The organism is Streptomyces novaecaesareae (assembly GCF_000716875.1).
Classification (GTDB): domain Bacteria; phylum Actinomycetota; class Actinomycetes; order Streptomycetales; family Streptomycetaceae; genus Kitasatospora; species Kitasatospora novaecaesareae.
The window spans coordinates 1-24,185 of record NZ_JNWQ01000097.1; the positions used below are offsets into that span (position 1 = coordinate 1).

Sequence of the window (24,185 nt, forward strand, 5' to 3'; positions counted from 1 at the left end):
GCCCGGCCCCCCGTCCGGGCCCCCGTCCGGCCCGCTGGCCGGCGGCGGTGCGGCTGGACCGCCGTCCGTGCCCCCGCCGCCCACGGGCCCGCCCGGGGCCTCCCCCGGCGGTTCGAACGGCTACGGCGGAAGGCCGCGCAGGCCGTGGTGGCGCTCCGGAAAGGGGCTGGCCCTGGCAGCGGGCACGGTGGCGGTGGCCGTCGTGGCCACCGTGCTGATCGTCAACAACCAGGGCGGCCACAACGAGGCCGTCCCGGCCGCGAACGAGATCGCCCTGCAGGCCCCGCCGGACCCCGGACCGGACCCGTTCACCCCATCGGTGGAAACCCAGGGGATGAGCGCCCCCGCTCCCGCCCCCACCACCACACCGGCACAGCCGGGGGGCGGCGCGACCTCCAAGAGCAGCTCCCCGGCGGTCCTCCACAGCGTCGAGGGCAGCTCCGCCGGGCTGTACGCCGGGGCGATGGGCAAGTCCAGCTGTGACACCGAGCGCCTGATCGGCATGGTCTCGGCCGGGGACAAGGGGCGCGCCTGGGCCTCCGCGGCCGGTGTCGCACAGTCCGACATCCCCGGCTACCTGCGCTCGCTGACCCCGACGTACCTGCGGGTGGACACCCGGGTGACGAACCACAACTACAAGAGCGGCGCCGTGGTCGAGTACCAGTCCGCCCTGCAGGCGGGCACCGCCGTGCTGGTGGACTCCCAGGGCGTGCCCCGGGTGCGCTGCTCCTGCGGCAACCCGCTGAAGGCGCCGGTGCTGGTGAGCAACGCCAAGTACACCGGGAAGGCCTGGGCGGGCTTCCAGCCGACCACGCTGATCGTGGTCGTGCCGGCGCCGCAGCCGGTGACCCAGATCATCCTGGTGAACGTCGAGACCGGCGACTGGTTCTCCCGGCTGACCGGTCGGATCGAGATCGTGGACAAGCACGTCGAACCGCCGAAGGGCTCGCTGGTGCCCGGCATCCCGCCGCCGTCGCCGTGGAAGCCGTCCACGCCGTCGGGGCCGGCGACGACCTCGACCAAGGGGTCCACCTCGGCAACGACGTCCGGTTCCACGACCTCCGGCTCGACCACGTCGGGGTCGACGACCTCAGGTTCCACGACGTCAGGCTCGACCACGTCGGGGTCGACGACCTCAGGTTCCACAACCTCCGGCTCGACCACGTCGGGGTCGACGACCTCAGGTTCCACAACCTCCGGCTCGACCACGTCGGGGTCGACGACCTCGGGCTCGACGACTTCCGGGTCGACGACCTCAGGCTCCACGACCTCGGGCTCGACGACCTCGTCGGGCGGGCCGTCGTCCTCATCCGCGACCTCCTTGACCTCCGCGGGCACTCCGTCCCAGACGAAGGCGGCGGAGACCACCTCGACCACCAGCACCACCGGTTCGACGACGAGCGCGGGCACCACCACGACCACCAGTAAGCCGACGGTGACCGTTTCGGCGCCCGCGACCACCACCACCCCGAAGACACCGACCGCGACGTGCGCGACCACGGCGCCGTCGACCCTGCCGCCCTGCCCGACCACGGCGGCCGCCACGCCGAGCTGACCCGGCGTACGCCCGCTCCCCGCTGCCGCCGTCCGACCGCCGGCCGGTGGCAGCGGCACGTCTCAGGGCAGCAGCACGGTCGCGTCCTCGGGGCCCAGCACCCGGCCGTCCGCCGCCCGCACCCGCATCGGGGCGATCGGCTCGCCGGACTCACGGTCCACCAGCCGGGCCCGGGGCTCGCCCTCGGTGAAGAACCAGCGGTCACCCCACTGGCGCAGCGCCGTGATCACGGGGAACAGCGCGCGGCCCTTCTCGGTGAGCACGTACTCCTGGTAGGGGCTGCCGTCGGCGGCCGGGGCGAGTTCGAACACGCCGTTGGCGACCAGGTTGGCCAGGCGGGCCGAGAGGATGTTCTTGGCCAGGCCGAGGCTCTTCTGGAACTGCCCGAAGCGGCGCAGCCCGTCGAAGGCGTCGCGGACGATCAGCAGCGTCCAGCCGTCGCCGACGACGTCGAGCGGACGGGCGACCGGGCAGCTCGACTCCTCGTGCGTGGTGCGTTTCGGCACTTCTCCCACCTCTCGGTTCTCGGTTCCCGGTTCTCGGCCTTCGGTTCCCGGTTCTCTCCGGTCGGCGCCCAGCGTACCGAGCATTCGTGGTTGCTTATTGAAACCAGAATATGCCAGGGTGAAGTGGTAGCACTTTGAAACCAGCCTGGTCCGGCAGCCCCTAGCCCCCAGCCGGCCGCCGAACGCCGCCCGAGGGAGTCCCGTCCATGACCGCGCCCACCCGTACGCCCGCAGCCGCCGCCGAGGCACCACCGCGCGGCCTGCCACCGGCCGTCGCCTGGCTCCTCTCCGTCGCCTGCGGCCTCGCCGTAGCCAACGTCTACTACTCGCAGCCGCTGCTCGACCTGATCGCCCGGGACTACGGCATCGACCCGGCGACCATCGGCCTGGTCGGCACCCTCACCCAGATCGGCTACGCACTCGGGCTGCTGCTGCTCGTCCCGCTCGGCGACCACGTCAACCGCCGCACCCTGATCACCTCCCAGCTCGGCCTGTCCGTACTCGCCCTCACCGCCGTCGCCCTCGCCCCTTCCGCGCCGCTGATGCTCGCCGCGATGGCCGCCGTCGGCGTCCTCGCGGTCGTCGCCCAGGTCGTCGTGGCCTACGCCGCCTCGCTCGCCGCCCCGGGCGACCAGGGCCGCGTGGTCGGCACCGTAACCAGCGGCATCGTGGTCGGCATCCTGCTCGCGCGCACCGTCGCCGGGACGATCGGCGGCCTGGCCGGCTGGCGCGCCGTCTACCTCACCTCCGCCGTCGCGACCGCCGCCATGGCCCTCGTGGTCGCCGTCGTCGTCCCGCCCGAGCGGCGCCGCACGGCCGGGCGGATCGGCTACCTACGGCTGGTCGGCTCGGTGTTCGCGCTCTTCGCCCAGGAGCGGGTGCTCCGGGTGCGGGCCGTCCTCGCCCTGCTCACCTTCACCTCCGTCACCGTCCTGCTCACCCCGATGGTCCTCCCGCTCGCCGCTCCTCCGTTCAACCTCAGCCACACCGAGATCGGCCTCTTCGGCCTGGCCGGCGCCGCCGGTGCCCTCGGTGCCGGATACGCAGGCCGCCAGGCCGACCGCGGCCGGGCCGAACGCACCGCCGGCCTCGGCCTGGTGGCCATGCTCGTCGGCTGGCTCCCGGCCGCCCTGCTGGCGCACTCGGTGTGGTGGCTGGTGCTCGCCATGGTGGTGATCGACTACGGCCTGCAGTCCGTGCACGTCGCCAACCAGCACCTCCTCTACCAAGTCCGCCCCGAGGCCCAGAGCCGGCTCACCGCCGGCTACATGCTGCTCTACTCCGCCGGTTGCGCTGCGGGCGCGATCCTCTCCACCGTCGTCTACGACCACGGCGGCTGGACGGCCGTCTGCCTCCTCGGCGCCGCCACCAGCCTCGCCGCGCTCGGCTACTGGTGGGCGGCGGCGCGTCGTTGACGGCCGCTCAGAGCCGGAACATCGGCACGTCGACCGACGGCGGCACCGGCTCCAGGACCTCCCGCAGCGCCCGTATGCCCTGCCGCCACGCCGGCCTCTCCCCCGTCTCGTCCCACAGCTCCGCGACCTCCGACCCCTCGGCCACCACGCGGTCCAGCGCCGCCACCGCGAGCGCCCGCAACTCGGCGGCCAGCGCCGGAATCTCCTCCTCGGGGGCGTAACTGCTCACCACCGCCGCGCCGCCCGGGCACTGCGCCGCCACCAGCGCGGCCGCGGCGACCGCCTCGACGCCCTCGTCGTCGTCCAGGTAGTCACCCGCCCGGGCGGCGCTCTCCAGCGCCGCCCGGAGGATCGCCTCGCGCTCGCCCGGAGCCGCGTCGTCGAGGCAGCCGGAGAAGTCCGCCCCCGTGTCGTTGTCGAAGTGCCCGATACCCCAGGTGCCCATGCCGATCCCCTCCGCAGACCCGCTCTGCCGATCCCTCACACGACCCTCGTGTTCGTGTGCGACGGATGCTTGCACACACCACTGACAATCGGCCGAGCGGACGGAAATTCGCTGGTCAACGGGCCGACGGCCGGGCAGAGTTCCGCCATGACCACCACCCGCGGGCTGGACGACGACGGATACATCGCACGGGAGGGCGCCCTCGGCCGCGTGCCGGCGCCGTTCGCACCCGTGGTCGACGCCGCCCGTGCGCGGATCGCCGGCTCCTTCGGTCCCGCCCGGCTGCACAGCGCCTACCTCTACGGCAGCGTCCCGCGCGGCACCGCGACGCCGACCGTCTCCGACTACCCCGAGCGCGCCGCCCCGATACGCCTCGCCGCCGCCACCGCCCTTGCCCCCACGGCGGATCGGGCCGTTCTCGCCGCGCTGATCGACGACCTCGGCCCGTGGCTCGCCGCCGAGTACACCGCCGTCCACGGCGAGAAGGCCCCACGCCCCTGAGCCCCCGAACACCACTCAGCCGCGCGCCTCAGTCCGCACCGTCCATACCGTCCACGCCGTCCATACCGTCCGTGCCGCTCACTCGGTCCGCACCGTCCACGTCGTCCGCTCAGTCCACGCAGGGGATTCCGCCCGCCTTCACCGCGGGCCCCTGCATCGGTAGCCCTGCCACCGGGTCGGCGGACGGGTCGCCCGGCGCCGTGGTGCCCGACGGGGCCGCCGCGGTGGGGCTCGGGGTGCGGGTGGCGGCGAGGGTGAGGAGGATGTGGCCCGCCGGGACGGTGGTGGCGGGTGTGGCCGTGACGCCGTAGCGGGTGGCGAGCTGCTGGGCGTCGGTCCTGGCCCCGGTGCCGTAGGCCACGGTGGTGGCCCTGGTCCTGGCCGGGGCGTCGCCGACCCTGCCCGCCTGGTAGCCGAGTTCGACCAGCGCCTTGGACTCGGTGGCGGCCGCACCGGCGCCGCCCGCCGCGTTGACGTCGACCACCGCCTTCGCCGGACCGCTCGCGGCGGCGGAGGCCGGGGCGGAGGCGGCGGACGAGGCGGCCGGCGAGGCGGCCGGGTCGTCCGGAGCATCGCCGGGGGTCGCGGCCGAGCCGGCCGGAGCGGCCGGCGCCGGCTCGTGGTTGAACAGCTGCCGGACGATCTTCTTGATCAGGTCCTGGTTGACGGTGTTGACCTCCTGCCCGCCGACCGTCTTGAACCCGGTGATCGGCAGGGTGTTGAACTCGACGTTGCCGCCCGTCAGGTTGGGCGCCTGCTGGGCGAAGTCGAGGATGTTCCACTCGTTGTCGATCACCACGTCCTTCTTCACCACCGCGAACAGCTTCTGCATCTGCCCGAAGTCGTTCAGGATCCCCTGCTGCTTGAGCTTGTACTCGACGGAGGAGATGAACGCCTGCTGCCGGTGGGTGCGGTCGAGGTCGCCGTTGGTGAGGTGGTGGCGCTGGCGGACGAAGGAGAGCGCCTGGGCGGCGCTGAGGGAGCTGATCCCGGCCGGGAGCTTGAGGCCGGTGCCGCCGCCCTCGTGGGTGGCGGTCCGGGCGATGATCGGGTCGTCCACCGGGTGGTTGAGGCAGACCTGGATCGGCTCGACCGCCTTGGCGATGTCGTAGAAGCCGATCAGGTTCACCTCCGCGAAGTGGTCGATCGGGACGTCCAGGAAGCTCTGCACCGTCTGGATGGTGGCCGAGCGGCCGGCCTCCCGGCTCTGCCGCTCCAGCTCCGACTTGGAGAGCCCCTTGCCGGCGAGCTTCTGTTCGGCGGCCCCCTTGGCGATGCCGTACGCCTCCTTGATCTTGTGCATCCTGCCGTCGGCGCCGACGGTCTGCACGTAGTCGTCGCGCGGGACGGACAGCGCGGTGACCTTGCCGCCGTTGGCCGGGATGTGCAGCACGATCAGGGCGTTGGTGTTGTAGCCGCCGATCTCGCTGGAGCCGGCGTGCAGTTCGTCCTCCACGAACTGCTTGGGCAGGTCGTTGCCGTCCATGTCCTTTCGGCTGTCCAGGCCGATCAGCAGCAGGTTGACGGACTTGTCCAGGTGCGGCGGGGCGTTCTTCTTGGCCTCGCTCAGCGCGGTGGACTTGATCATGCCGTCGTCCAGGCTGCGGTACTCGTACCAGGTGAAGCCGCTGGCACCGAGCACGGCGACGGAGACGGCGCAGGCCAGGGAGCGCCCGGCGACGGTCAGCGGCGCGGGGCCGCGCCGCGGGGCCCGGCCGCGCGAACCACCGGCGCGGCCTTCGGTACGGCCTTCGGTACGGCCTTCCGAACGACCGCCGCCGCGAACGCCGTTGCGGCTCCGGCTGCGCTCAGCCACGGCGGCTCCTTCCGCTCGGGGCATCCGCGCTGCCGGACCGTCGCCGCTCGCACCCCGGCCGACGTCGCTCGGAGCCGGCCCGTCGACGGTCGGCCACCACCCTGCCCACGACCACCACCAGCGCCACGCCCACCGTGGCCGCCATCACCGGGAATGCGCCGACCACCCAGCGCAGCGCGCCGGTGCCGAGGTTCCTGCCCTGGTACGTGTCGGGGTGCGCCGCGTACCCGACGCCGGACGCGGCGAGCAGCACCACGACCGGAGCGGCCGTCACCACCCACCAGCGGCCCGGCCGGCTGCACAGCGCCGCCGCGACCGCCGTCCCGAGCACCGAGCCCGCGGCGAACAGGATTCCGACGCCGGGCCCGCCCAGCTCGTCCGCGACGCCGCCCAGGACGGGCAGGCCGACCGCCGAAAGCGCCGCCACCAGCCCACCGCGCCGGCGCACCTGCTGCCTGCGGCGCACCGACCCCGCCCGCTGGGCCCGGGCCTGCCGCGGAGCACCGGTGCCCACGGCCTCGGCCCCACCCCCGGCCCCGGCTCCCGTGCCTGCTCCTGCACCGGCTCCCCCGACACCGGCCACGCGGCTGCGCTGGGCGGGGAGGGGACGGTCCTCGGCGCGCGGTCCCGCGTCCTGGTACGGCGTTCTCGCCCGCTGGCCGGCCATGCGCACTTCCCTCGATCGTTGCGGCTGCGACGGCGCGTTCGCACCGCCGTGGATCCCCGGACGTCCTCGGTCCTGGTGGCGGTCCCGCCCTCTACACCCCTGTAGAAGATGGGCTGGAGCATACAAACCCGTGTCGGCAAAGTCATCCGCTGTCCTCCGGCAGCAGGCGAACCATCTGGCGGGCCGTCGTTAGGATGGTCATGATCCCCGCCACGTCGGCACACCATCAGGAACGCGTCAGAGGAGCAGAGCGTCACCATGTTTGAGAGTCTGAAGAACCTCGCGGACAAGGCCACCGACCTTGCCCGCGAGCACGGTGACGTGATCGGGCAGGGCCTGGAGAAGGTCGGCGACGCGATCGACGACCGCACGGACGGCAAGTACAGCGGGCAGATCGACACCGGCGTCGAGAAGGCGAAGGACTTCCTGCGCAACCTCGACGGCGACCAGAAGCCCGCCGAGTAACCTGCCGCAGGACGCGACCGCCCGTACGGCGGTCGAACGGGCGCACGGGCGACGGGAAGGGCCGGCAGCGGTGAGTGAGGGAAAGAAGGGGCCGGGCCGAGGGGGCTGGCTGGTGATCATCGCCGCGGTCGTGATCGGGCTGGGCCTCGTCCGCGGCAACGGCCACGACGACGCGACCTCCGCCGACCCCTCTCCGTCCGCCGCCGCCCCGTCGGCCCCGTCGTCCGGCGGGGCCCCGCCGTCCGGCACCGCGCCGTCGGCCGGCTCCCCGGCCGCGCCGTCGAAGCCCTCGGGGCCGTACGACCCCGCCGACTACGCGGCGCCGGTGCGCCAGTACGCCGCCGAGGCGGGGGTCGATCCGCAGCTGCTGATGGCGATCCTCTACAACGAGTCGTACAAGCCGCACGATCCCGAGCTCGAACGGGCCTGGCAGCGCAGCAAGCCGGACGCCTCCTTCGGCATCGCCAACATGCACCGGGCCGCCTTCGACGACACCAAGCCCGGCCGCCCCTTCGCCTCCCGCCAGTGGGAGGAACTACCGGACGACCGCACCCTCGCCGTCCAGGCGGCCGCCTGGCACCTGCACGACCTCGCCGCGCAGCTCCCCGCGCACCCGAGCGCGCCGCTGACCCGCAACGAGCTGATGGCCCTCGGCTACAACGCGGGCGCGGGCAACATGCTGGCCTTCGCCCGGGGCGTCAAGATCGGCTCCCAGGCGCAGTCCTACCTCGACCGCCTGCGCGACAACTGGGCGAAGTCCGGCGCCGCCGTGAAGTAGCGCCCGCCGTCGGGTCACCGGCCGCACGGCGCGGCGGCGGCCCGACGACGGACTACCGGCCAATGGTCGGAAACGACCGATGGTCAGGCACCCAGCCGGGCGGCCCACTTGGCGCGCCAGGCCAGCGCGTCGGCGACGCCCTCGGCGATGCCGCGCCGGGGCTGCCAGTCGAGCAGCTCGCGGGCCGTGTCGACGGCGGCGTAGCAGCCGATCACGTCGCCGGGGCGCGGGCCCGCCTCCCGGACGTCGAGCCGGGCGCCGACGGCCTGTTCGAAGGCGGTGATCAGCTCGCGGACCGTGGTGCCGTCACCCGTCCCGACGTTGATCACCCGGTAGCGGTCCGCCGCGCCGGGGGCGATCACGCCGTCGAAGCGGAGCAGCGCCGCGACGTGCGCCGCGGCGAGGTCCTGGACGTGGACGTAGTCGCGGATGCCGGAGCCGTCGCGGGTCTCCCAGTCCACGCCGGTCACGGTGAACGGGGCGCCGGTGGTGTGCGCCTCGATCAGCTTGCCGAGGGCGTGGGTGGGGTTGAGGTCCTGCAGACCGGTGCGCAGCTGCGGGTCGGCGCCGATCGGGTTGAAGTACCGCAGGGCGATGACGCGCTGGCACTCGGCGCCCTCGCCCCGGGTCCAGTCCTGGAGCACCTGCTCCATCATCTGCTTGGTGCGCGCGTACGGGCTGTTGGCGTCGACCGGACAGCTCTCGTCGACCCGGGCGTCGGGGGTGGGCGCGTAGATGGAGGCGGAGCTGCTGAAGACGACGCGGGTGCAGCCGAGGCGCTGGAGGGAGTCCAGCAGCTCGACGGTCTTGGCGACGTTCTCCCGGTAGTAGTACAGCGGCTTGGCCACCGACTCCGGTACGACGATCTTCGCGGCGCAGTGGACGGTGGCCTCGATGTCCGGGTGCTCGGCGAAGATCCGGTCCAGCAGGGCGGCGTCGGCGATGTCGCCCTGGTAGAAGACCCGGTCCTCGACGAACTCGGCCCGGCCCTTGGAGAGGTCGTCCAGCACGACCGGGGTGATCCCCCGGTCGAGCAGGGCGGACGCCACCGTGCTGCCGATGAACCCCGCTCCGCCGGTGATCAGGACCTTCTTCATACGCGGACGCTCCCTCGCGGTCGGCCGGACGCCCGGTGGCGCCCGATGATCGGAAGGGACGTCGGTTCGTGCCCGGCTGGTTCCCGACAGGGCCTCTCGGGTCACGCCCTACGGGTCAGGCCCGGCGGCGGCGGAGCCAGAAGCCGGCGCCGACCAGCAGCACGGCCGCGGCGGCGGTGCCGATGGCGGCCCAGGTGGTGGCGTCGGAGGTGGTCTCTGCGGCGGGGGCGGCCGCGGTCGCACGGCCGGGCCCGGCGGTGGCCGTCTGCCCGGCGGTGGCCGTCTGCCCGGCGGCGGGCCCCGCCCCGGTGCTCGCTTCCCGGGTCGGACCGGCGGTGGCGTCGGCCGGCAGCGGCGAGGCCGCCGTACCAGCGGGCACCGGGTCGTTGATCACGGCGGCGTCGACGTCGAGCTCGCGCTCGGTGTGGCCCAGCGAGGGGAAGGCGCAGTCCACCGTCACCCGCCAGTGCCCGGCGGGGAGGATCTCCCGGGTGGTGTATGTCCCCGCGCGGCCCGGGACGGTGACCAGGCGCCAGGGGCCGACCGTACGGCCGTCCGCGGCGGTCGCGGAGAGCGTGCCGGCGAAGTCCTCGGTGACCGGGTCGCGGTCGTTCTCCCAGGTGGCGACGGTGCTGACGTGGCCGTTCTGCTGGCCGGTGACATCGAGGTGGACGCTGTCGCCGTGGGCGGCGGCGGGTACGGCGGCGGGCAGGACGGCGGCCGTGGCGAGGACGAGGGCGGCGAGGAGCGGGCGGGTTCGCATGACGGGCATTCCTCGTGGCGGGGTGGCGGGGCACGGAAGCGGTGAGGCCGGGCGCGGCCGCCTCGGGTGGATGGCGGCCGCGCCCGGCACACGGGCGGAACGGCTTGCGGACGCAACGGCGTTACGAGCGCAAGGACTTGCGGGCTTGCGGGCTTGCGGACTCTCGAACCTACGAGGTCTTCAGCAGCGACCAGCTCTGGTACGGCCGGCCGTTCGGCTGCTGCAGTTCCAGCAGCCAACCACCGTAGTACCACCGCTCGCTGAGCCCGAGCACCAGCGCACCGCCGTCCGCCGTGACGGTGAACCCGCCGTCGCTCGCGGTGAGTTGCCACTTCTGCGAAGCCGTGTCGGAGCAGGGCTGCTGCGCGACGTACTGGCCGGCCACCGGGGCGCCGCCGAGCTGGAGGCACTTGCCGGAGCGCGCGGACTTGATCCGCACCGCGCCGTTCCCGGCGTCCTCGAACTGCCACTTCTGGTTGGCGTAGCCGGTGCGCTGGTAGGCGATGGCGACGGTGCCGTCGTTCATCGAGCTGCCCCACAGGTCGGCGGCCTGGCCGGTGAGGCCGTTGACCATGGTGTACCGCGTGCCCGGCTGCGGGCGCCCGGCGTCGGCGACGGTACGGAAGGTCACGGCGCGGCCGGGCTTGCCGACCGCCCCGGCGGCGTCGCGGACGGCGACGGCCACGGTGTACGAGGTGCCCGGGGCGAGCCGGACCACGCCGACCACGGTCGAGCGGACGGTGCCGATCGTCTGGCCGTTCAGCAGGACGTCGTACCCGGCGGCACTGGGTGCCGCCGGCCAGCTCAGCATGGCCGAGTTCTGGGTGACCTGACTGACCGTCATGTCAGGGCCGGTGTTCCCCGACGTCGGAGTCGGGGTCGGAGTCGGAGTCGGAGTCGGAGTCACGCTCCCGGTCGCGGTCGGCGTAGGCGTCGGCGTAGGCGTCGGGGAGCCGGTCGGGGTGGCGGTGGGCCCGCCGGTGGGCGTCGGGGAGGGCGAGGGCGTACGGGTCGGCGTGGCCGTCGGGGTCGGGGTGGGCGTCGGGTTCGGGCCGGTGCCGCCGCCGGTGACCAGGAAGCGGTTGTTGGCGACGTTCCAGTGCGTGGCCAGGTAACTCCCGGGTGCGGGAGAGGTGTTGTAGTAGTCGTCGTGGTTGCAGTCGAGCCGGTCGTCATGGGCGCGATCCGGGCAGACGGTCCGCATCTGCGGGTAGTTGGGGGCGTCCGAGTAGCACATGATGTCCCACTCGTCGGTGCAGTGCCCGGCCTTGCTGGAGTTGGGCGCGCTGTTGTTCACCGCGCCCAGGTTGTGGCCGAGTTCGTGCGCGGCGGTGCTCCCGCTCCAGCAGCCGGAGTCGGTCCGGCCGTACGAGGGGCCGAAGTTGCTGAGGTTGTCCTGGCCGGGGCGCTCGTCGCCGGCGAAGGTGCCGATGCCGCAGTACACCTTGGCATCGGTGAACATCATGTACTTGCGGTCCTTGCGGTTGAACCCCTGCGCGGCGAGGGCGCGGTTGCTCGCGTTGAAGTCCTGGATCTCGGCGTCCGAGATCTGCACGTTCAACACCGAAGCGGTGCAGTCGGATTCGGTGACGAAGCGGACGTGCCGCTCCCCGCCGGTCTCCGCGGCACTGGCGTTGTAGATGACGTCGACGTCGGCGGCCCACTTCTTGAACGAGGCCAGGTACTGGGCGAAGCGGTCGTTGCCCGGGGCGTGCACGTACACCGCCTGGACGCGGTTGCCACTGCTGCCGTCGCCCTCGCAGACCAGCTTCGACCCGGCGGGCGCAGCCGAAGCCGCCGGGGCGGCGTCCGCGGCGGCGCTGCCCGATCCGCCGAGCAGCGCCTTCTGGGTGGCGTCCAGGACGGGCGCGGCGCCCTTCAGCAGGTCGGCGGCGGCGGGCGGCTGGGCGCCGGCCGCCGGGGTGAGCACGGGCGCCTGACCGGCCGGGGCCGCGACCGGCGGGACGTCCTGGCGGATGTCCACGCCCTTCGGCGGCACGTCCGGGCCGTGGCTGCACTGGGCGCTGCCGGTGACCTCCAGCGTGCCGCCGCAGCGGTCGCTGGACGGCAGGCTCAACCCCGCGTAGACCAGGCCGCGTTCGGGCTGGTCCTTGGGTATGGACTTGAGCGGGGCGGCCTTCTCGTCCCGCTTCGGAGCGGGCGCCTGGGTGGCCCCGTCGGCGGTGCCGGTCTCCCCCGACCCGCCGTCGTCGCTCACCAGCCCGGCCTGCGATCCGGAGTGGTCGGCCGCGCCCTCCGCGGCCGTGACGGCGCCCTGCACGGCCGTCGGCTCCAGCGCGGTGCGGATGCCGAGCGTCCCCGCCACCAGCCCTGCCGCGATCACCGCGGCGACCAGGGTGCTCCTGCGGGTGAGCCTGCGGCGCCTGCGCCGACGAAGCTCGCTGCTCCGGTGTCCCATCGCGTTCCTTTCCTCGTGCGACGGCCCGCGCCCTGTGGTGGGGGCTCGGACCTTCCGACACTCAGGAGAGCGGGCGGGACGGCCGGGAATAACAGAAACATCTTGCGAAATTCTTCGACCCGTTCGATCGGGGCGGCCGCAGCGCGACGCGGGCACGAAAAAGCCGGGGAGCGCACTCGGGGGGTGTGCGCTCCCCGGTGGGGGTGGTGGCGGCCACCCGGCCGGGGCCCCGGGGACTGCGACTCCGGCGGCCGTGACGGAATGCTAGACCCGCCGCGGGGTGCTGGCCAGAGCCCTGACCAGGAGATTTTCCGCTCCGGACATGCCATTGCCATCCGGCATATGACGAAGCGTCAGCTAACGTCAGCGATCACGCGGCAACCCTGGCCACCTCGGCACCGAAGGCCCTGACCGCCCTCACCGCCCTGACCGCCCCGACCGCGCCGAGCGCCCCGGCGGCGCCGCAGCCGCCGTGCAGTCGGGCCAGGGCGCCCGCGAGGGCGGGACGGTCCCCGGCGAGCCAGAGCCGCAGGGCGGCGGAGAGCGCCGCGCTGGCCGGCCCGGCCGACGGCCCGCCGGTCCGCACGAGCCGCTCGCCGAGCAGCGGCAGCAGGTCCGCGACCGGGGCGGGCAGCCACAGGACGAGGGCGCAGGGCGCGGGGCGGGCCAGGACGCGCAGCAGCGGCAGGACGGACGCGTCGTCGTGCAGCGCCGGGATCACCTCCAGCAGGCCGTCCACCGCCACGTCCGAGACGTCGCCGCCGTGCCCGCGCGCGAGTTCGCGCAGCAGCGCCCGTTCGGCAGCGGTGATCCGGACGGTCAGCATGACCTCGTCGCAGTCCATGGTCCCGGCCCCTGTCGTGGAGTTCGTGAGGTTCGTGAGGTTCGTGAGGTTCGTGAAGTTCGTGAGGTTCGTGAAGTTCGTGAGGTTCGTCGAGTCGGTCGTGCCGTCGCCGTGTCAGTCCCGCACCGACAGGGTTCCTGCCCCGATCCGGCCGCCCGATACCGGTTCGATCAGGCCGTAATGGCCGTCGTAGCGGCGGTAGAGCACCCGGAGCCGGCCGTCGCCGGGGTCGGTGTGGCCGAGGAAGGGGCGGCCGGTGAGCCAGAGCCGGCGGGCCGCCTCGGCGAGGTCGAGCGGGGGCAGGGCGGCGGTGCCCGCGATGTACGGCTCGGTGGCGGCGCCGCTCAGCGGGCAGCGGTGCACCAGGCTCTCCCGCCCGGTCGTGGCGTCCGCGTAGAGGTGGAACCGCCGGTCCAGCGCCAGCAGTTCGCGCACGGCCTGCTCGGGCGTGCGGCGGGCGAGCACGACCTCCTTGTGCCGGGCGATCCGCCGCTGCGTCAGCGGGCGGTCGGCGTACTGCGGCCGGTAGGCGCTCTCGTAGCTGACGGCGAAGCCGATGTCGCCCTGCTCGCGCAGCCGGACGGCCCGGCCGGCCAGCGTTCCGAGCACCAGGTCGACGGACTCCCGGGCGGTCCCGGTGGCCAGTTGGACCCGCACCGGACCGGCGCCGTCCAGTTCGACGTCCGCCTGGGCGAGCGCGGGCCGGGTGACCGAGCGGTCGCCTGTCCGGGTGAGCCGCAGCCGCAGCGCGTGGGCGCCGGGGCCGAGGCCCGTGGCCGTCTCCCGCGCCCGGGCCCGGGCGTACTCGGCGTCCTCGCGCGGCAGCTCGCCGCGGATCTCCACCCGGGCGTCGAGCGCGGGCCGGTGGCGCAAACGGGTCATCAGGCTCCTCCTTCTCCCGCTACCATGCTGGCCCGCGCACGGCCGTGCGGCGAGGGTCCAAAGACCCTGCGCCCCGGGCCGTGTGCGGACCTTCCGGCCCAGGGCATCGACGCAGGTCAACCGGCTCTCCGGACGGGCCTGGCCGGGTCGGGCGTTCGGCCGTTGGAGTGATCCACCCGTGTTCGGCGCAACGCCCGTGGACCCGGCGCGTTTGCCATGGCGTGCGCCGCCCGGTGGGGGTGCGCGCGGGTTCGCGCCGACCGGTTCCCGCCTCCCGGCCGGCCCGCCGGTGCCTCTCGGTACCACCCACACCGGCCCCTCTGGTGAGAGGAAGCATCATGCCCCTGCTGACTGAGACACGGAAACGGATCGTCCCCCCGAGAACCGCCCCGGGAACCGCCCCGAGGCCCTCCCCCCTGGCCCGCGCCGCCGTCCCCCCGCTCGCCCCCGGCGCGCTGCCCGGCCTCGGGCACGCCGCCGCCCTGCTGCGCGACCCGCTCGGCTTCCTCGGCTCCCTCGCCCGCCACGGCGGCGTCGTCCGCATCCGGCTCGGGCCCCGCACCGTCTGCGTCGTCACCGACGCCCGGCTGGTCCACACCCTGCTCGTCGCGCTCGCCCACGACTGCCCGCGCGGCGCCGTCCAGGACACCCTCAAGACGGCCTTCGGCGACGGCCTGCTGATGTCCGAGGGGCAGGCCCACCGCGACCGCCGCCGGATCATCCAACCCGCCTTCGCCCCGGACCGGATGGGCGAGTACCTGGCCGTGATGCACCAGGTCACCGAGGAACGGGCCGGCCGCTGGCGCCCGGGCCAGGTCCTCGACGTGGCCAAGGAGATGAACCACCTCGCGCTGGAGATCGTCACCCGCTCGCTCTTCGACGCCCGGCTCAGCGAGGACGCCACCCTCGCCTTCCACCGGGCGCTACCGGACCTGGTGAAGGGCCAGATCGTCCAGTCCCTCTACCCCCACCCGGCGCTCGGCCGACTCCCGCTGCCCGTCAACCGGCGCTTCGACGCCGCCGTACGGGTGCTCAACCGGGTGGTCGACCAAGCCGTCAACGGCCCTGCCGCGAACGCTGGTTCGGGCGCGGGCCGGGGCACTCTGCCCGGCCTGCTGCGCGCCGCGACCGACCCGGCCACCGGCCGGCCGCTCACCGAGGCCGACGTCCGCTCCGAGGCGATCACCATGTTCGGCGCGGGCACCGAGACCGTCTCCACCACGCTGACCTGGCTGCTCGACGAACTGCTCCGCCACCCGGAGGCGGAGGCCCGGGTCCTCGCCGAGCTGGACGAGCACCTGCCCGCCGGCACCGTCCCCACCCCCGAGGCGCTCGCCCGGCTCACGTACACCCGCTGCGTCACCCAGGAGGTGGTGCGGCTGCACGCGCCCAACGCCTTCCTGATGCGCACCGCCCAGGTGCCGGTCGAGCTCGGCCCGTACCGGATCCCGGCCGGCACCGAGCTGCTCTACAGCCTCACCGCCCTGCACCGCGACCCGGTGCACCACCCCGAACCGCTCGACTTCCGGCCCGAACGCTGGCAGGACGGCGGCGGCGCCGGACGGCCCTCCTTCCTCCCCTTCGGAGCCGGCAAGCACAAGTGCATCGGCGAGGCCTTCGCCTGGGCGGAGCTGACGGTCGCGGCGGCCGCGATCCTGCGCCGCTGGCGGCCGGTGGCCGTGCCGGGGGCGCGGGCCCGGGAGGTGGTCTGGACGACCGTCCAGGCGCACGGGCTACGCGTCCGGCTGGCCCCGCGCGGGGACCACGCCCCGGACGGACGGCGGACCACCGACGGGGACCAGACGCCGGACGGAGAACGGACGCCCGGCAGCGACAGGGCCGTACGCACGGAGCCGACGGTACGCGGGCGCGGCACGCTGTCGGCGCCCGGTGGGCCGACGGCCCCGGGCCGCTGCCCGTTCACCGCCGCGGCCCCGGCGGTGCCCTCCGCAAAGCCGTCCGCAACGCCCCTGACAAAGACCCCCGCAACGCCCCTCGACCACGCCACGCCGCCGCGCCCGGCCCACGAGCTGCGCGCCGCCGCGGACCGGCACGCCGACTGGACGGTCCGCCACGGCCTGCTCACCCCGTCCGAGCTGCCCGGCTACCGGGCTTACGCCCTGCACGAGCTGATCGGCCACGCCTTCCCCCGCGCCCGGGGCGCCGAACTCGACCTGCTGGTGGACATGCTGGGCTGGTTCACCATCCTCGACGACCGCTTCGACGGCACCCCCGGACGCTGCCCGACCGAGGCCCGCGCCGTGGTCGACCCGCTGATCGCGGTCCTCGACGGCCGGCAGTCCCCGTCGGACGACCAGCTCCTGAGCTCCTGGCAAGGGCTCTGGGAGCGCCAGACCGCCTCGATGTCCCCCACCTGGCGCGTCAGGGCGGCCCGCGAGTGGCGGGCCTGCCTGGCCACCTTCCCCGCCGAGGCCGACCACCGCGCCCGCGGCACCGTGCCCGCCCACGGCCTCGGCCTCGCGGACACCATGCGCCTGCGCCGCCACGGCAGCTGCCTCTACCCGTTCATGAACATACTGGAACGGGTCCACGGCTCCGACGCCCCCGCCGCCCTGCACGCGGAGCCCGCACTGCACCGGCTGCGCGCCAACACCGCCGACGCCGCCACGCTGATCAACGACCTCTACTCGCTGGAACGGGAGGAACGGCAGACCGCGGCCGCCTTCAATACCGTGCTCACCCTCCAGCGGGCCCGCGGCTGTACCCGCAGCCGGGCCGTGCGCGCCGTGCGCGACCGGGTGGCACGGCTGCGGCGGGAGAGCGAGGAACTTCGCCGCGAACTGCGCCGCCGCCACCCGGAGGGGAGGTGGTACCTGGACGGCACCCGGGAGCTCGTCGCGGGCGTGCAGGCCTGGACCAGCACCAGCGACCGCTACGTGGTCCCGGATGCCGGCCGGCGCCGGTGATCGGACGGCCTCATCGAACGGACGGCCTCATCGAGCACACGCCCCCGTTGAACGGACGCCCCGGTTCTGCTACTTCCGGCCGCCGAGCGCGAACAGCAGCAGCACGAAACCGGCGAACAGGTGCGTGGCGAAGATGTAGATGCCGGCGCGGATCAGCATCGCCTTGCGGCGCTTCTTCTCGTCGCTCGTGCTGTCGCTCATGGTGGGTGGTTCTCCTCGGATCGGGCCGTCAGGCCGGACACGGCTCGGCAGGACTCAGCGCGACTGCCGGACGGACGCGCGCAGCTCGGTGAGCAGCGCGCCCTGGTCGGTGATCAGTTCGGTCAGGATCCGCCGTGCCGCGCGCAGCAGCTCGGCGACGTCCGGGGTGCTGAGCGCGTACACCACCGTGTTGCCCTCCCGGGTGGCCGTGACCAGCTGGGTGCGGCGCAGCACCGCGAGCTGCTGGGAGAGGTTGGACGGCTCGACCTCGATCTCCGCCAGCAGCTCGCGCACCGGCCGGGGTCCGTCCTGGAGCAGCTCCAGGACGCGGATCCGCACGGGGTGGCCGAGGGTGCGGAAGAACTCCGCCTTGGCCTGGTACAGCGGGACCGGCATCGTCGGCGCCCCTCTTCTGGTCCGGCTCGGTGGTCGTCCGGCCGGGCGGGGTCCGTGCCCGCGGCCGGTAGGCATCATCGCCGACAGATGAAGATTTCTTCAAGTCGCCACAGTGCGGCGGCGGCCGGCGGGCCCGCGCGGGTGACCCACCTCACACGCGGCGACCACATCGGGACATGCCGACGCCGAGCCCGGGATGCTGCCAACTCCCGGGCTCGGCAGTCACGGTGATGAACCGTCAGCAGACTACAGGCACATCGACCGTCACCGGGGCCGGCCCCCGCCAGTTGCCCTCGACCGAGAAGGATGCGTGCACGGTCGACCCGCACGGCACGGTCGCGGTGATGCCGTCGACCCGCACGGTGCTGATCGTGAACACGGTGCGGCCGCTCACCGCACCGAGCGAACCGCCGCCGGCCGCGTCGGCCGACAGCCGGGTGAGCAGTTCCTGCGGCGCCGGCGGCCACGGGGTGCCCGGGGACGGCGGACCGGCCAGCCCGATCTGACCGTACAGCACGACACTGTCACCGGTGACGTCGGCGCAGACCTTGGTGGACAGCCCGGCCTGCAGGCCGGACCACCCGCAGGTGGTGACCGTGGCGGCAGCGGTCGGCTGGGTCGCGGCGAGCGCCGGTGCGGGCGCCGCGAGCAGGGCGGCGGCACCGGCGGCGCCGGCCGCGATCCTGGCGATGCGGTTCATGAGCTCCTCCTTGGGAGGGTACGAGGGGACGATCAGAGACAGGTGACGTGGCACATATGACATTTCATAGGCCCACGACAGGAACTTTGCCATGCGATTCCTATGTCATGTGCGCCTTATGACCTTCGAACTGCCACCCCGACCGAAACCAGACCTTCGATGGCGCAATCACCCGTGAACGGTCGAACGCCCCCACCCTCCCGGGCAACGCCCACGTTGCGCCCAGGTGAACCCCCTGCGCGGCGGGTCAGTCCAGGGAGGCGCGCAGGGCGTCGACGCGGGCGACGGCGGCGGTGAAGGCGTGGCGGTCGAGGCGGCCGGTGTCCAGGGCGGCGGCCAGGGCCTCGGTGGCGTCCTCGGCCTGCTGCGGGTCGCGGGCGGAGCAGAGCAACAGGTCCATGCCGGCCTCGGCGGCGGCCACCGCGCGGTCGCCGGTGTCGCCGTAGGGGGTGAGGGCGCCGGCCTCCATGGCATCGGTGACGGTCACGCCGTCGAAGCCGAGCCGGCCGCGGAGTTCGCCCTGGATGACGGCGGGCGACAGGCCGGCCGGGCGGTCCGGGTCCAGCGCCGGGTAGACCGCCCAGGAGGCCATCACCATCCGTACGCCCGCGGCAATGGCGGCCCGGTAGGGGGCTTCGCCGCGGTTCCGGATCTGCTCCAGCGGGATGTCGAGGGTGACCGGGCGCTCATCCGTGTTCTCGCCGCGGGCGGCGGCGCCGAGGCCCGGGAAGTGCTTGGCGGTCGCGGCGACCCCGAGGCCCTGCTGGGCGGCGAGGAAGGCGCTGCCCAACGTGCCTACGGTGGAAGGATCCTGGCTGTAGGAGCGCTCGGAGTGGTCGATGAAGTTGTCCGGGGTGTCGTAGACGTCGAGCACCGGGGCGAGGTTGAGGTTGAGCCCGGCCCCGGTGAGGTTGCGGGCGGCGCCGGTGCCGGATGCCACCGCGGCGCCCACCGGGTTCGCGGCCTGCCCGGTGCGGCGGGCGGAGAGTTCGGGGGCGCCGGACAGCCGGCGGACCTTGCCGCCCTCCTGGTCGGTCATCAGCAGCAGCGCGTGCGGGTGCGGCGCCTCGGCCGCCGCCTGCTTCAGTTCGGCGACGGCCTCCGCGAGCTGCTCCGGGCCGGTGATGTTCTCGCCGAAGAGGATCACCCCGGCCGCCCGGCCCTCCCGGAGGGTCTGCAGTACTCCGGGCGGCGGCGTCGGGCCCGCGTAGGAGAGGACGATCCGCCGCCCGGCGAGCGTGCGGGAGTCCTCGGGCGCCTGTGCTGCCATGGCGACGGTCCTCTCGGGGTGGGTGGTGCGCGACTCGGAGGCCGTCCCGAGCGGGGCGGGCCCGAGGACGGCCCCCAGGGCCGCGAGCGTCACTCCGAACCGGGCGGCTCGCCGGAGCGGGGCCATCACGCCTCCTGGGTCAGCAGCGGACATCGGCCCGTCAGCGTACCCAGGGCGCGGGTCCGCCAGTCCACCCTGCACCAGATTCATCCGATAATCCGATCGCCGCGTCACACCGCAGCGCCATCGAGCGGCCGGATGATCACCGGGTGGAACCGGGCGAGCCGGAGTGCACCGGCTACCGCTCCGCCACCGTGCAGCGCTTCGGCCCCGTCGTCCGTCGGGCCGACCCTGGCGGCAGCCGCCTGCCTAGGGCGTTCCTGCGACCCCCGCGAGGCGGACCAACTCGCCCAGGACGGCGACGCCTTCGGTGATCTCCGGCGGCGAGCCCGCCGCGTAGCCGAGGACCAGACCGGGCGGGTACGGGAGGCGGGCGTGCCAGGACAGGGGCTGGACCTTGACGCCCCGGGCCAGGGCGGCGGTGGCCAACTGGGTGTCCGTGCAGGCGAGTTCCTCCGACAGGGTCAGCATCAGGTGGAGGCCCGCGGCCGCGCCGTGGACCGTGGCGCCCGGGAGGTGGGTACGGATGGCGGCGATCATGGCGTCCCGGCGGCGGCGGTGGCGACGGCGCAACAGCCGCAGGTGGCGGTCGAGTTCGCCGGACTCCAGCAGCCGGGCCAGGACCAGCTGGGGCAGCACCGGATTGCCCAGGTCGGCGAAGCGCTTGGCGTCGAGGACGGCGCCGCGGAGGCGGGCCGGCACCAGCAGCCAGCCGGTGCGCAGGGCGGGGGCGAGCAGTTTGGAGATGCTGCCCGCGTAGCAGACCTGGTCCGGCAGGGCGGCCCGGAGCGCGGGGACGGGCGGGCGGTCGTAGCGGTGCTCGGCGTCGTAGTCGTCCTCGATCACCAGGCCGCCCTCGGCCGCCCAGCGCAGCAGTTCGCGCCGGCGGTCGCCGCCGAGGACGACGCCGGTCGGGTACTGGTGGGCGGGGGTGAGCAGGACCGCCGGGGCGCCGGTGGCACGCAGGGCGTCGACCCGGATGCCCTCGGCGTCGACCGGGACGGGCGGGGTGGCGGCGAGCCAGTGGGCGAGGTGCTGGCGCGCGCCGAGCGAGCCCGGGTCCTCGACCGCGACCTCGGTGATGCCCTCCCGTCCGAGGGCGCGGCCGAGCAGGGCCAGCGCCTGGGCCGTCCCGGCGACGATCAGCACCTCGTCGGGGTCGGCCCGGATGCCCCGGTTGCGGGCGAGCCAGTGGGCGACCGCCTCACGCAGCGCGGGGGTGCCCCGGACGTCGCCATAGCCCAGGTCGGCTGCGGCGAGGCCGTCGAGGACGGCGCGTTCGGCGCGCAGCCACGCCGCGCGGGGGAAGGCGGCGAGGTCGGGCACGCCGGGGGTGAGGTCGATCCGGGCGGGGGTGCTGCGCAGGAGGTCGAACACCTCGGGGCCGGGGTGGTCCCGGAAGAGGGCGGGTGCGTCGGGGCGCGGGCGGGGCGGCCCGGGAGCGGCCTCGACCGGGGCCGGAACCGCGACCACGACGGTGCCGCCCCGCCCGCACCCGGCGACCTGCCCCGCCTCGGCGAGGCGCCCGTAGGCATCCGTCACCACCCCGCGGGAGACGCCGAGTTCGGCCGCCAGCACCCGGCTGGCGGGCAGTCGGCTGCCGGCCGGGAGCCGGCCGTCGGCGACGGCCTCGCGCAGCCGGCGGGCGAGCCAGTCGGTGAGGCCGCCGGGCGGGGCGTCGGCGGTGTCGAGCTGGAGGAAGTCGGCGCCGGTCTCTTTGGACCTGTCGGATGCGGCGGCATTGGACCTGTTCACCAGACCATAGTGGCGCGAGGGTGGGGCCCATGACCACGGAAACGGCACCGCCGGAGAACCAGGACACGAACGAGAACGAGAACACGAACAGGAACAGGAACGGGAACGGGAACGGGAGCACGAGCTACGTCCACGGCTACTCGGACGCCGAGGCGCAGCGCCTCGGCGACCAGGCGGACACCCTCGCCGAGCTGCTGCACGCGGGCACGGCGTACCCGGCGGGCAGCCAGGTGCTGGAGGCGGGCTGCGGGGTGGGGGCGCAGACGGTTCACCTGCTGGCCGCCAGCCCGGGCGCGCTGCTGACCGCGGCGGACCTCTCGGCGGAGTCGCTGGCGCAGGCCCGCGCCCGGGTGGCGGCACAGGCGCCTGCGGCGGAGGTGGCCTGGCACCACGGCGACCTGCACCGACTGCCCTTCCCGGACGGCGCGTTCGACCACGTCTTCCTCTGCTTCGTGCTGGAGCACCTGCCCGATCCGGCGGCCGGGCTGGCGGCACTGCGGCGGGTGCTGCGGCCGGGCGGGACGATCACGGTGATCGAGGGCGACCACGGCTCGGCGTTCTTCCACCCGGAGAGCCCGGCGGCCCGCCGGACGATCGACCACCTGGTCCGCCTCCAGGCCGAGGCGGGCGGCGACGGCCTGCTCGGCCGCCGCCTCCACCCGCTGCTGTCGGCGGCCGGGTTCGCGGACGTGACGGTCCGCCCGAGGACCGTCTACGCCGACGGCGCCCGGCCGGCCCTGGTGGACGGCTTCACCCGGCGGACCTTCGTCGCGATGGTCGAGGCCGTCCGGACGGAGGCGCTGGCCGCCGGCCTGACCACCCCGGAGGACTTCGACCGGGGCATCGCCGACCTGCGCCGCGCGGCCGAGCCGGGCGGGACGTTCCACTACACCTTCTTCAAGGCCGTCGCGGTCAACCCCTGACGACAGCTCGGCACTCGGCTACTCCGGGCCGTCCCCGAGGGCCGCCAGCAGGGTGCGCATGGCGTCGACCAGGGCGGCGGTGCGCTCGTCGTCCAGGCCGTCGAGGAGGCCGAACTCGGTGGCGAGGTGGTCGGGCAGGGCGCGCTCGATCAGGGCGTGGCCCTCGGGGGTGAGGGCCACCTCGCGGCTGCGGCCGTCCTGGTCGCTGCGGGTCCGGGTGACCAGGCCGCGGGCCTCCAGCCGGTCGAGGCGCTGGGTGATGGCCCCGGAGGTGACCATGGCGGACTGCATCAGGCCGGTCGGGGTGAGGCGGTAGGGCGGGCCGCTGCGCTTGAGGGTGGCGAGGACGTCGAAGGAGGCGGCGTCCAGGCCGTGCTCGGCGAAGGTGCGGTTGAGCGCCGCGTCCACCAGGCGGTAGAGGCGCTTGAGCCGGCCGAACACCTCCATCGGGGAGACGTCCAGGTCGGGGCGCTCGGCGGCCCACTGCGCGACTACGCGGTCCACATGATCTGCCACGGCTCCAGGGTAGGCGATACCGATCGGATTCCTTAGCGGTGAGGTAACTGTGAGCCAGGTCACCTCCACGGGGTGGCGAAGAATGCCTTAGCGCTGAGATACATTGGCTTAGTGCTAAGACATCGCCTCGCCATCGTGCTGGTGACGGCCCTCGCCCCCGCCATCTGGGGGACGACGTACCTCGTCACCACCGAGTTCCTCCCGCCCCACCGTCCGCTCCTCGCCGCCGTCATCCGCTGCCTGCCCGCCGGGCTGCTGCTGATCGCCCTCACCCGCAAGCTGCCGCAGGGCAGCTGGTGGTGGCGCTCGCTGGTCCTCGGCGCACTCAACATCGGCGCGTTCCAGGCCCTGCTCTTCATCGCCGCCTACCGCCTCCCCGGCGGCATCGCGGCCACCGTCGGCGCCGTCCAGCCACTGATCACCGCCGGGCTCTCGGCCGCGATCCTCGGGGACCGGCTCACCCTGCGCACCGTGCTGTCCGGCATCGCGGGCGTGGCGGGCGTGAGCCTGCTGGTCCTGCGGGCCAACGCCCAGCTGGACGCGCTCGGGCTGGGCGCCGCACTCGGCAGCGCGGTCGTCATGGCCACCGGCGTCGTCCTGTCCAAGCGCTGGGTCTCCCCCGCGCCGCTGCTCGCCACCACCGGCTGGCAGCTCACCACCGGCGGACTGCTGCTGGTGCCGGTCACGCTGCTCACCGAAGGCGCGCCGCCGACCCACTACACCACCGACAACGTGCTCGGCTACGCCTACCTGTGCCTGATCGGCGCGGCCTTCACCTACGCGCTGTGGTTCCGCGGGCTCAAGGCGCTCCCGCCGACATCCGTCTCCTTCCTCTCGCTGCTCAGCCCGGTGGTCGCCACCGTGATCGGCTGGCTGGCGCTCGGGCAGGGCCTCAGCCCGCTGCAGGCGCTCGGCGCGCTGGTCGTACTCGGGTCGCTCGTCGCCGCCCAGACCCAGCGGGCCCGCACCGACGCCCGGTCGGCACCCGTCGCCCGCTCCGCCTCCGCGCCGGCCGCGACTGCCGCGCCACCCGGAACGCCCGTGCCGCCCGTGCCGCCCGTGCCGCCCGTGCCGCCCGTGCGCGAGAACGTCTGACCCTCCCTACCCCGAACCCGACCCGCACCTCAGGAGTCTCAATGATTGAGTCAAGCCGTCTGCGCGGCCGGATCGGGGGCGAAGATCCGGTTGTCGCGCAGCAGTGCCCACAGGACGCTGACCCGTCGG

23 protein-coding genes are annotated in these 24,185 nt (G+C 74.2%); 8 read left to right on the top strand and 15 right to left on the bottom strand.

Translation table 11 applies throughout. The features are described 5' to 3' along the window. The first annotated feature begins 463 nt into the window (after positions 1 to 463). Entirely contained in the window at positions 464 to 1,555 is a 1,092-nt protein-coding gene (locus OP86_RS39285) for a DUF6777 domain-containing protein (RefSeq protein ID WP_425337768.1), read from the top strand. Positions 1,556 to 1,617: 62 nt separating this feature from the next. Here the strand turns inward: OP86_RS39285 and OP86_RS28080 are convergent, their stop codons facing one another. Then, positions 1,618 to 2,061 carry a winged helix-turn-helix transcriptional regulator gene (locus tag OP86_RS28080; RefSeq protein ID WP_030060492.1) on the bottom strand — a complete coding sequence of 148 codons (444 nt, stop codon included), beginning with the start codon at positions 2,059 to 2,061 and terminating at the stop codon, positions 1,618 to 1,620. A 206-nt stretch (positions 2,062 to 2,267) separates the two neighbouring features. On the opposite strand from OP86_RS28080, the gene OP86_RS28085 reads away from it, so the two are divergent. Continuing rightward, positions 2,268 to 3,476 (top strand): MFS transporter, encoded by a 1,209-nt coding sequence (locus tag OP86_RS28085; RefSeq protein ID WP_051830816.1) that lies wholly within the window; start codon positions 2,268 to 2,270, stop codon positions 3,474 to 3,476. A gap of 7 nt (positions 3,477 to 3,483) precedes the next feature. Here the strand turns inward: OP86_RS28085 and OP86_RS28090 are convergent, their stop codons facing one another. Further along, complete coding sequence (locus OP86_RS28090; protein WP_030060494.1) at positions 3,484 to 3,921, bottom strand: DUF4259 domain-containing protein; 438 nt, start codon at positions 3,919 to 3,921, stop codon at positions 3,484 to 3,486. A gap of 147 nt (positions 3,922 to 4,068) precedes the next feature. On the opposite strand from OP86_RS28090, the gene OP86_RS28095 reads away from it, so the two are divergent. Beyond that, the gene (locus OP86_RS28095) at positions 4,069 to 4,422 is read left to right on the top strand and encodes a hypothetical protein (protein ID WP_030060495.1); all 354 of its coding nucleotides are present in this window, start codon (positions 4,069 to 4,071) and stop codon (positions 4,420 to 4,422) included. Positions 4,423 to 4,531: 109 nt separating this feature from the next. Here the strand turns inward: OP86_RS28095 and OP86_RS28100 are convergent, their stop codons facing one another. Then, positions 4,532 to 6,238 (bottom strand): LCP family protein, encoded by a 1,707-nt coding sequence (locus OP86_RS28100; RefSeq protein ID WP_030060496.1) that lies wholly within the window; start codon positions 6,236 to 6,238, stop codon positions 4,532 to 4,534. Further along, positions 6,231 to 6,752, bottom strand: coding sequence for a DUF6542 domain-containing protein (locus OP86_RS36945; protein WP_051830818.1), 522 nt, complete (start codon positions 6,750 to 6,752; stop codon positions 6,231 to 6,233). Before OP86_RS36945 ends, OP86_RS28100 begins: the two co-directional genes overlap by 8 nt. Before the next feature lie 411 nt (positions 6,753 to 7,163). Here OP86_RS36945 and OP86_RS28110 point away from each other — a divergent pair, with 411 nt between their 5' ends. Together OP86_RS28110 and OP86_RS28115 are read left to right on the top strand one after the other, a co-directional pair. Next, a complete protein-coding gene (locus tag OP86_RS28110) occupies positions 7,164 to 7,370 on the top strand; it encodes an antitoxin (RefSeq protein ID WP_030060498.1) in 207 nt (68 codons plus the stop codon). A 70-nt stretch (positions 7,371 to 7,440) separates the two neighbouring features. Continuing rightward, on the top strand, positions 7,441 to 8,148 hold the full coding sequence (locus tag OP86_RS28115) for a transglycosylase SLT domain-containing protein (RefSeq protein WP_078653660.1): 708 nt from the start codon (positions 7,441 to 7,443) through the stop codon (positions 8,146 to 8,148). A gap of 83 nt (positions 8,149 to 8,231) precedes the next feature. On the opposite strand, the gene galE is transcribed toward OP86_RS28115, so the two are convergent. From galE to OP86_RS28140, 5 genes are all read right to left on the bottom strand, one after another. After that, positions 8,232 to 9,245 carry a UDP-glucose 4-epimerase GalE gene (gene galE / locus OP86_RS28120; protein ID WP_030060500.1) on the bottom strand — a complete coding sequence of 338 codons (1,014 nt, stop codon included), beginning with the start codon at positions 9,243 to 9,245 and terminating at the stop codon, positions 8,232 to 8,234. 115 nt (positions 9,246 to 9,360) lie between these two features. Continuing rightward, positions 9,361 to 10,008 carry a hypothetical protein gene (locus tag OP86_RS36155; protein WP_033333738.1) on the bottom strand — a complete coding sequence of 216 codons (648 nt, stop codon included), beginning with the start codon at positions 10,006 to 10,008 and terminating at the stop codon, positions 9,361 to 9,363. A gap of 169 nt (positions 10,009 to 10,177) precedes the next feature. Beyond that, on the bottom strand, positions 10,178 to 12,427 hold the full coding sequence (locus tag OP86_RS33075) for an RICIN domain-containing protein (protein ID WP_078653661.1): 2,250 nt from the start codon (positions 12,425 to 12,427) through the stop codon (positions 10,178 to 10,180). 370 nt (positions 12,428 to 12,797) lie between these two features. Next, positions 12,798 to 13,271: a hypothetical protein gene (locus tag OP86_RS36160; protein ID WP_030060504.1), complete on the bottom strand. Its 474-nt coding sequence runs from the start codon at positions 13,269 to 13,271 to the stop codon at positions 12,798 to 12,800. 114 nt (positions 13,272 to 13,385) lie between these two features. Continuing rightward, positions 13,386 to 14,153, bottom strand: a complete 768-nt coding sequence (locus tag OP86_RS28140) for a sigma 54 modulation/S30EA ribosomal C-terminal domain-containing protein (protein WP_030060505.1) — start codon at positions 14,151 to 14,153, stop codon at positions 13,386 to 13,388. A 338-nt stretch (positions 14,154 to 14,491) separates the two neighbouring features. Between OP86_RS28140 and OP86_RS34035 the strand changes: the two genes are divergently transcribed. Next, the gene (locus OP86_RS34035) at positions 14,492 to 17,080 is read left to right on the top strand and encodes a cytochrome P450 (RefSeq protein ID WP_051830820.1); all 2,589 of its coding nucleotides are present in this window, start codon (positions 14,492 to 14,494) and stop codon (positions 17,078 to 17,080) included. A gap of 69 nt (positions 17,081 to 17,149) precedes the next feature. Here OP86_RS34035 and OP86_RS38440 read toward each other — a convergent pair whose 3' ends face one another. The 5 genes from OP86_RS38440 to pdxR form a co-directional block, all read right to left on the bottom strand. Next, positions 17,150 to 17,281, bottom strand: a complete 132-nt coding sequence (locus tag OP86_RS38440) for a DUF6126 family protein (protein ID WP_245231835.1) — start codon at positions 17,279 to 17,281, stop codon at positions 17,150 to 17,152. A gap of 54 nt (positions 17,282 to 17,335) precedes the next feature. Next, a complete protein-coding gene (locus tag OP86_RS28150) occupies positions 17,336 to 17,677 on the bottom strand; it encodes an ArsR/SmtB family transcription factor (RefSeq protein ID WP_030060508.1) in 342 nt (113 codons plus the stop codon). Positions 17,678 to 17,915: 238 nt separating this feature from the next. After that, a complete protein-coding gene (locus OP86_RS28155; RefSeq protein WP_030060509.1) occupies positions 17,916 to 18,377 on the bottom strand; it encodes a hypothetical protein in 462 nt (153 codons plus the stop codon). A 247-nt stretch (positions 18,378 to 18,624) separates the two neighbouring features. Beyond that, positions 18,625 to 19,773, bottom strand: a complete 1,149-nt coding sequence (locus OP86_RS28160; protein ID WP_051830822.1) for a glycoside hydrolase family 3 N-terminal domain-containing protein — start codon at positions 19,771 to 19,773, stop codon at positions 18,625 to 18,627. Between the two features lie 243 nt (positions 19,774 to 20,016). Then, positions 20,017 to 21,522 carry a MocR-like pyridoxine biosynthesis transcription factor PdxR gene (gene pdxR, locus OP86_RS28165; protein ID WP_033333740.1) on the bottom strand — a complete coding sequence of 502 codons (1,506 nt, stop codon included), beginning with the start codon at positions 21,520 to 21,522 and terminating at the stop codon, positions 20,017 to 20,019. 29 nt (positions 21,523 to 21,551) lie between these two features. On the opposite strand from pdxR, the gene OP86_RS28170 reads away from it, so the two are divergent. Continuing rightward, on the top strand, positions 21,552 to 22,445 hold the full coding sequence (locus OP86_RS28170) for a methyltransferase domain-containing protein (RefSeq protein ID WP_078653662.1): 894 nt from the start codon (positions 21,552 to 21,554) through the stop codon (positions 22,443 to 22,445). An 18-nt stretch (positions 22,446 to 22,463) separates the two neighbouring features. Here the strand turns inward: OP86_RS28170 and OP86_RS28175 are convergent, their stop codons facing one another. Continuing rightward, the gene (locus OP86_RS28175; RefSeq protein ID WP_030060514.1) at positions 22,464 to 22,961 is read right to left on the bottom strand and encodes a MarR family winged helix-turn-helix transcriptional regulator; all 498 of its coding nucleotides are present in this window, start codon (positions 22,959 to 22,961) and stop codon (positions 22,464 to 22,466) included. 111 nt (positions 22,962 to 23,072) lie between these two features. Between OP86_RS28175 and OP86_RS28180 the strand changes: the two genes are divergently transcribed. Continuing rightward, the gene (locus tag OP86_RS28180) at positions 23,073 to 24,056 is read left to right on the top strand and encodes an EamA family transporter (RefSeq protein WP_051830824.1); all 984 of its coding nucleotides are present in this window, start codon (positions 23,073 to 23,075) and stop codon (positions 24,054 to 24,056) included. Positions 24,057 to 24,185 lie beyond the last annotated feature (129 nt).

Bases quoted from the DNA above. Each gene is read 5' to 3' on its own strand.
- OP86_RS39285 (WP_425337768.1), top strand. From the start codon at position 464: ATGGGCAAGTCCAGCTGTGACACCGAGCGCCTGATCGGCATGGTCTCG.
- OP86_RS28085 (WP_051830816.1), top strand. From the start codon at position 2,268: ATGACCGCGCCCACCCGTACGCCCGCAGCCGCCGCCGAGGCACCACCG.
- OP86_RS28090 (WP_030060494.1), bottom strand. From the start codon at position 3,921: ATGGGCACCTGGGGTATCGGGCACTTCGACAACGACACGGGGGCGGAC.
- OP86_RS28095 (WP_030060495.1), top strand. From the start codon at position 4,069: ATGACCACCACCCGCGGGCTGGACGACGACGGATACATCGCACGGGAG.
- OP86_RS28110 (WP_030060498.1), top strand. From the start codon at position 7,164: ATGTTTGAGAGTCTGAAGAACCTCGCGGACAAGGCCACCGACCTTGCC.
- galE (WP_030060500.1), bottom strand. From the start codon at position 9,245: ATGAAGAAGGTCCTGATCACCGGCGGAGCGGGGTTCATCGGCAGCACG.
- OP86_RS36155 (WP_033333738.1), bottom strand. From the start codon at position 10,008: ATGCGAACCCGCCCGCTCCTCGCCGCCCTCGTCCTCGCCACGGCCGCC.
- OP86_RS33075 (WP_078653661.1), bottom strand. From the start codon at position 12,427: ATGGGACACCGGAGCAGCGAGCTTCGTCGGCGCAGGCGCCGCAGGCTC.
- OP86_RS36160 (WP_030060504.1), bottom strand. From the start codon at position 13,271: ATGGACTGCGACGAGGTCATGCTGACCGTCCGGATCACCGCTGCCGAA.
- OP86_RS28140 (WP_030060505.1), bottom strand. From the start codon at position 14,153: ATGACCCGTTTGCGCCACCGGCCCGCGCTCGACGCCCGGGTGGAGATC.
- OP86_RS34035 (WP_051830820.1), top strand. From the start codon at position 14,492: ATGCCCCTGCTGACTGAGACACGGAAACGGATCGTCCCCCCGAGAACC.
- OP86_RS38440 (WP_245231835.1), bottom strand. From the start codon at position 17,281: ATGAGCGACAGCACGAGCGACGAGAAGAAGCGCCGCAAGGCGATGCTG.
- OP86_RS28150 (WP_030060508.1), bottom strand. From the start codon at position 17,677: ATGCCGGTCCCGCTGTACCAGGCCAAGGCGGAGTTCTTCCGCACCCTC.
- OP86_RS28155 (WP_030060509.1), bottom strand. From the start codon at position 18,377: ATGAACCGCATCGCCAGGATCGCGGCCGGCGCCGCCGGTGCCGCCGCC.
- OP86_RS28160 (WP_051830822.1), bottom strand. From the start codon at position 19,773: ATGGCCCCGCTCCGGCGAGCCGCCCGGTTCGGAGTGACGCTCGCGGCC.
- OP86_RS28170 (WP_078653662.1), top strand. From the start codon at position 21,552: ATGACCACGGAAACGGCACCGCCGGAGAACCAGGACACGAACGAGAAC.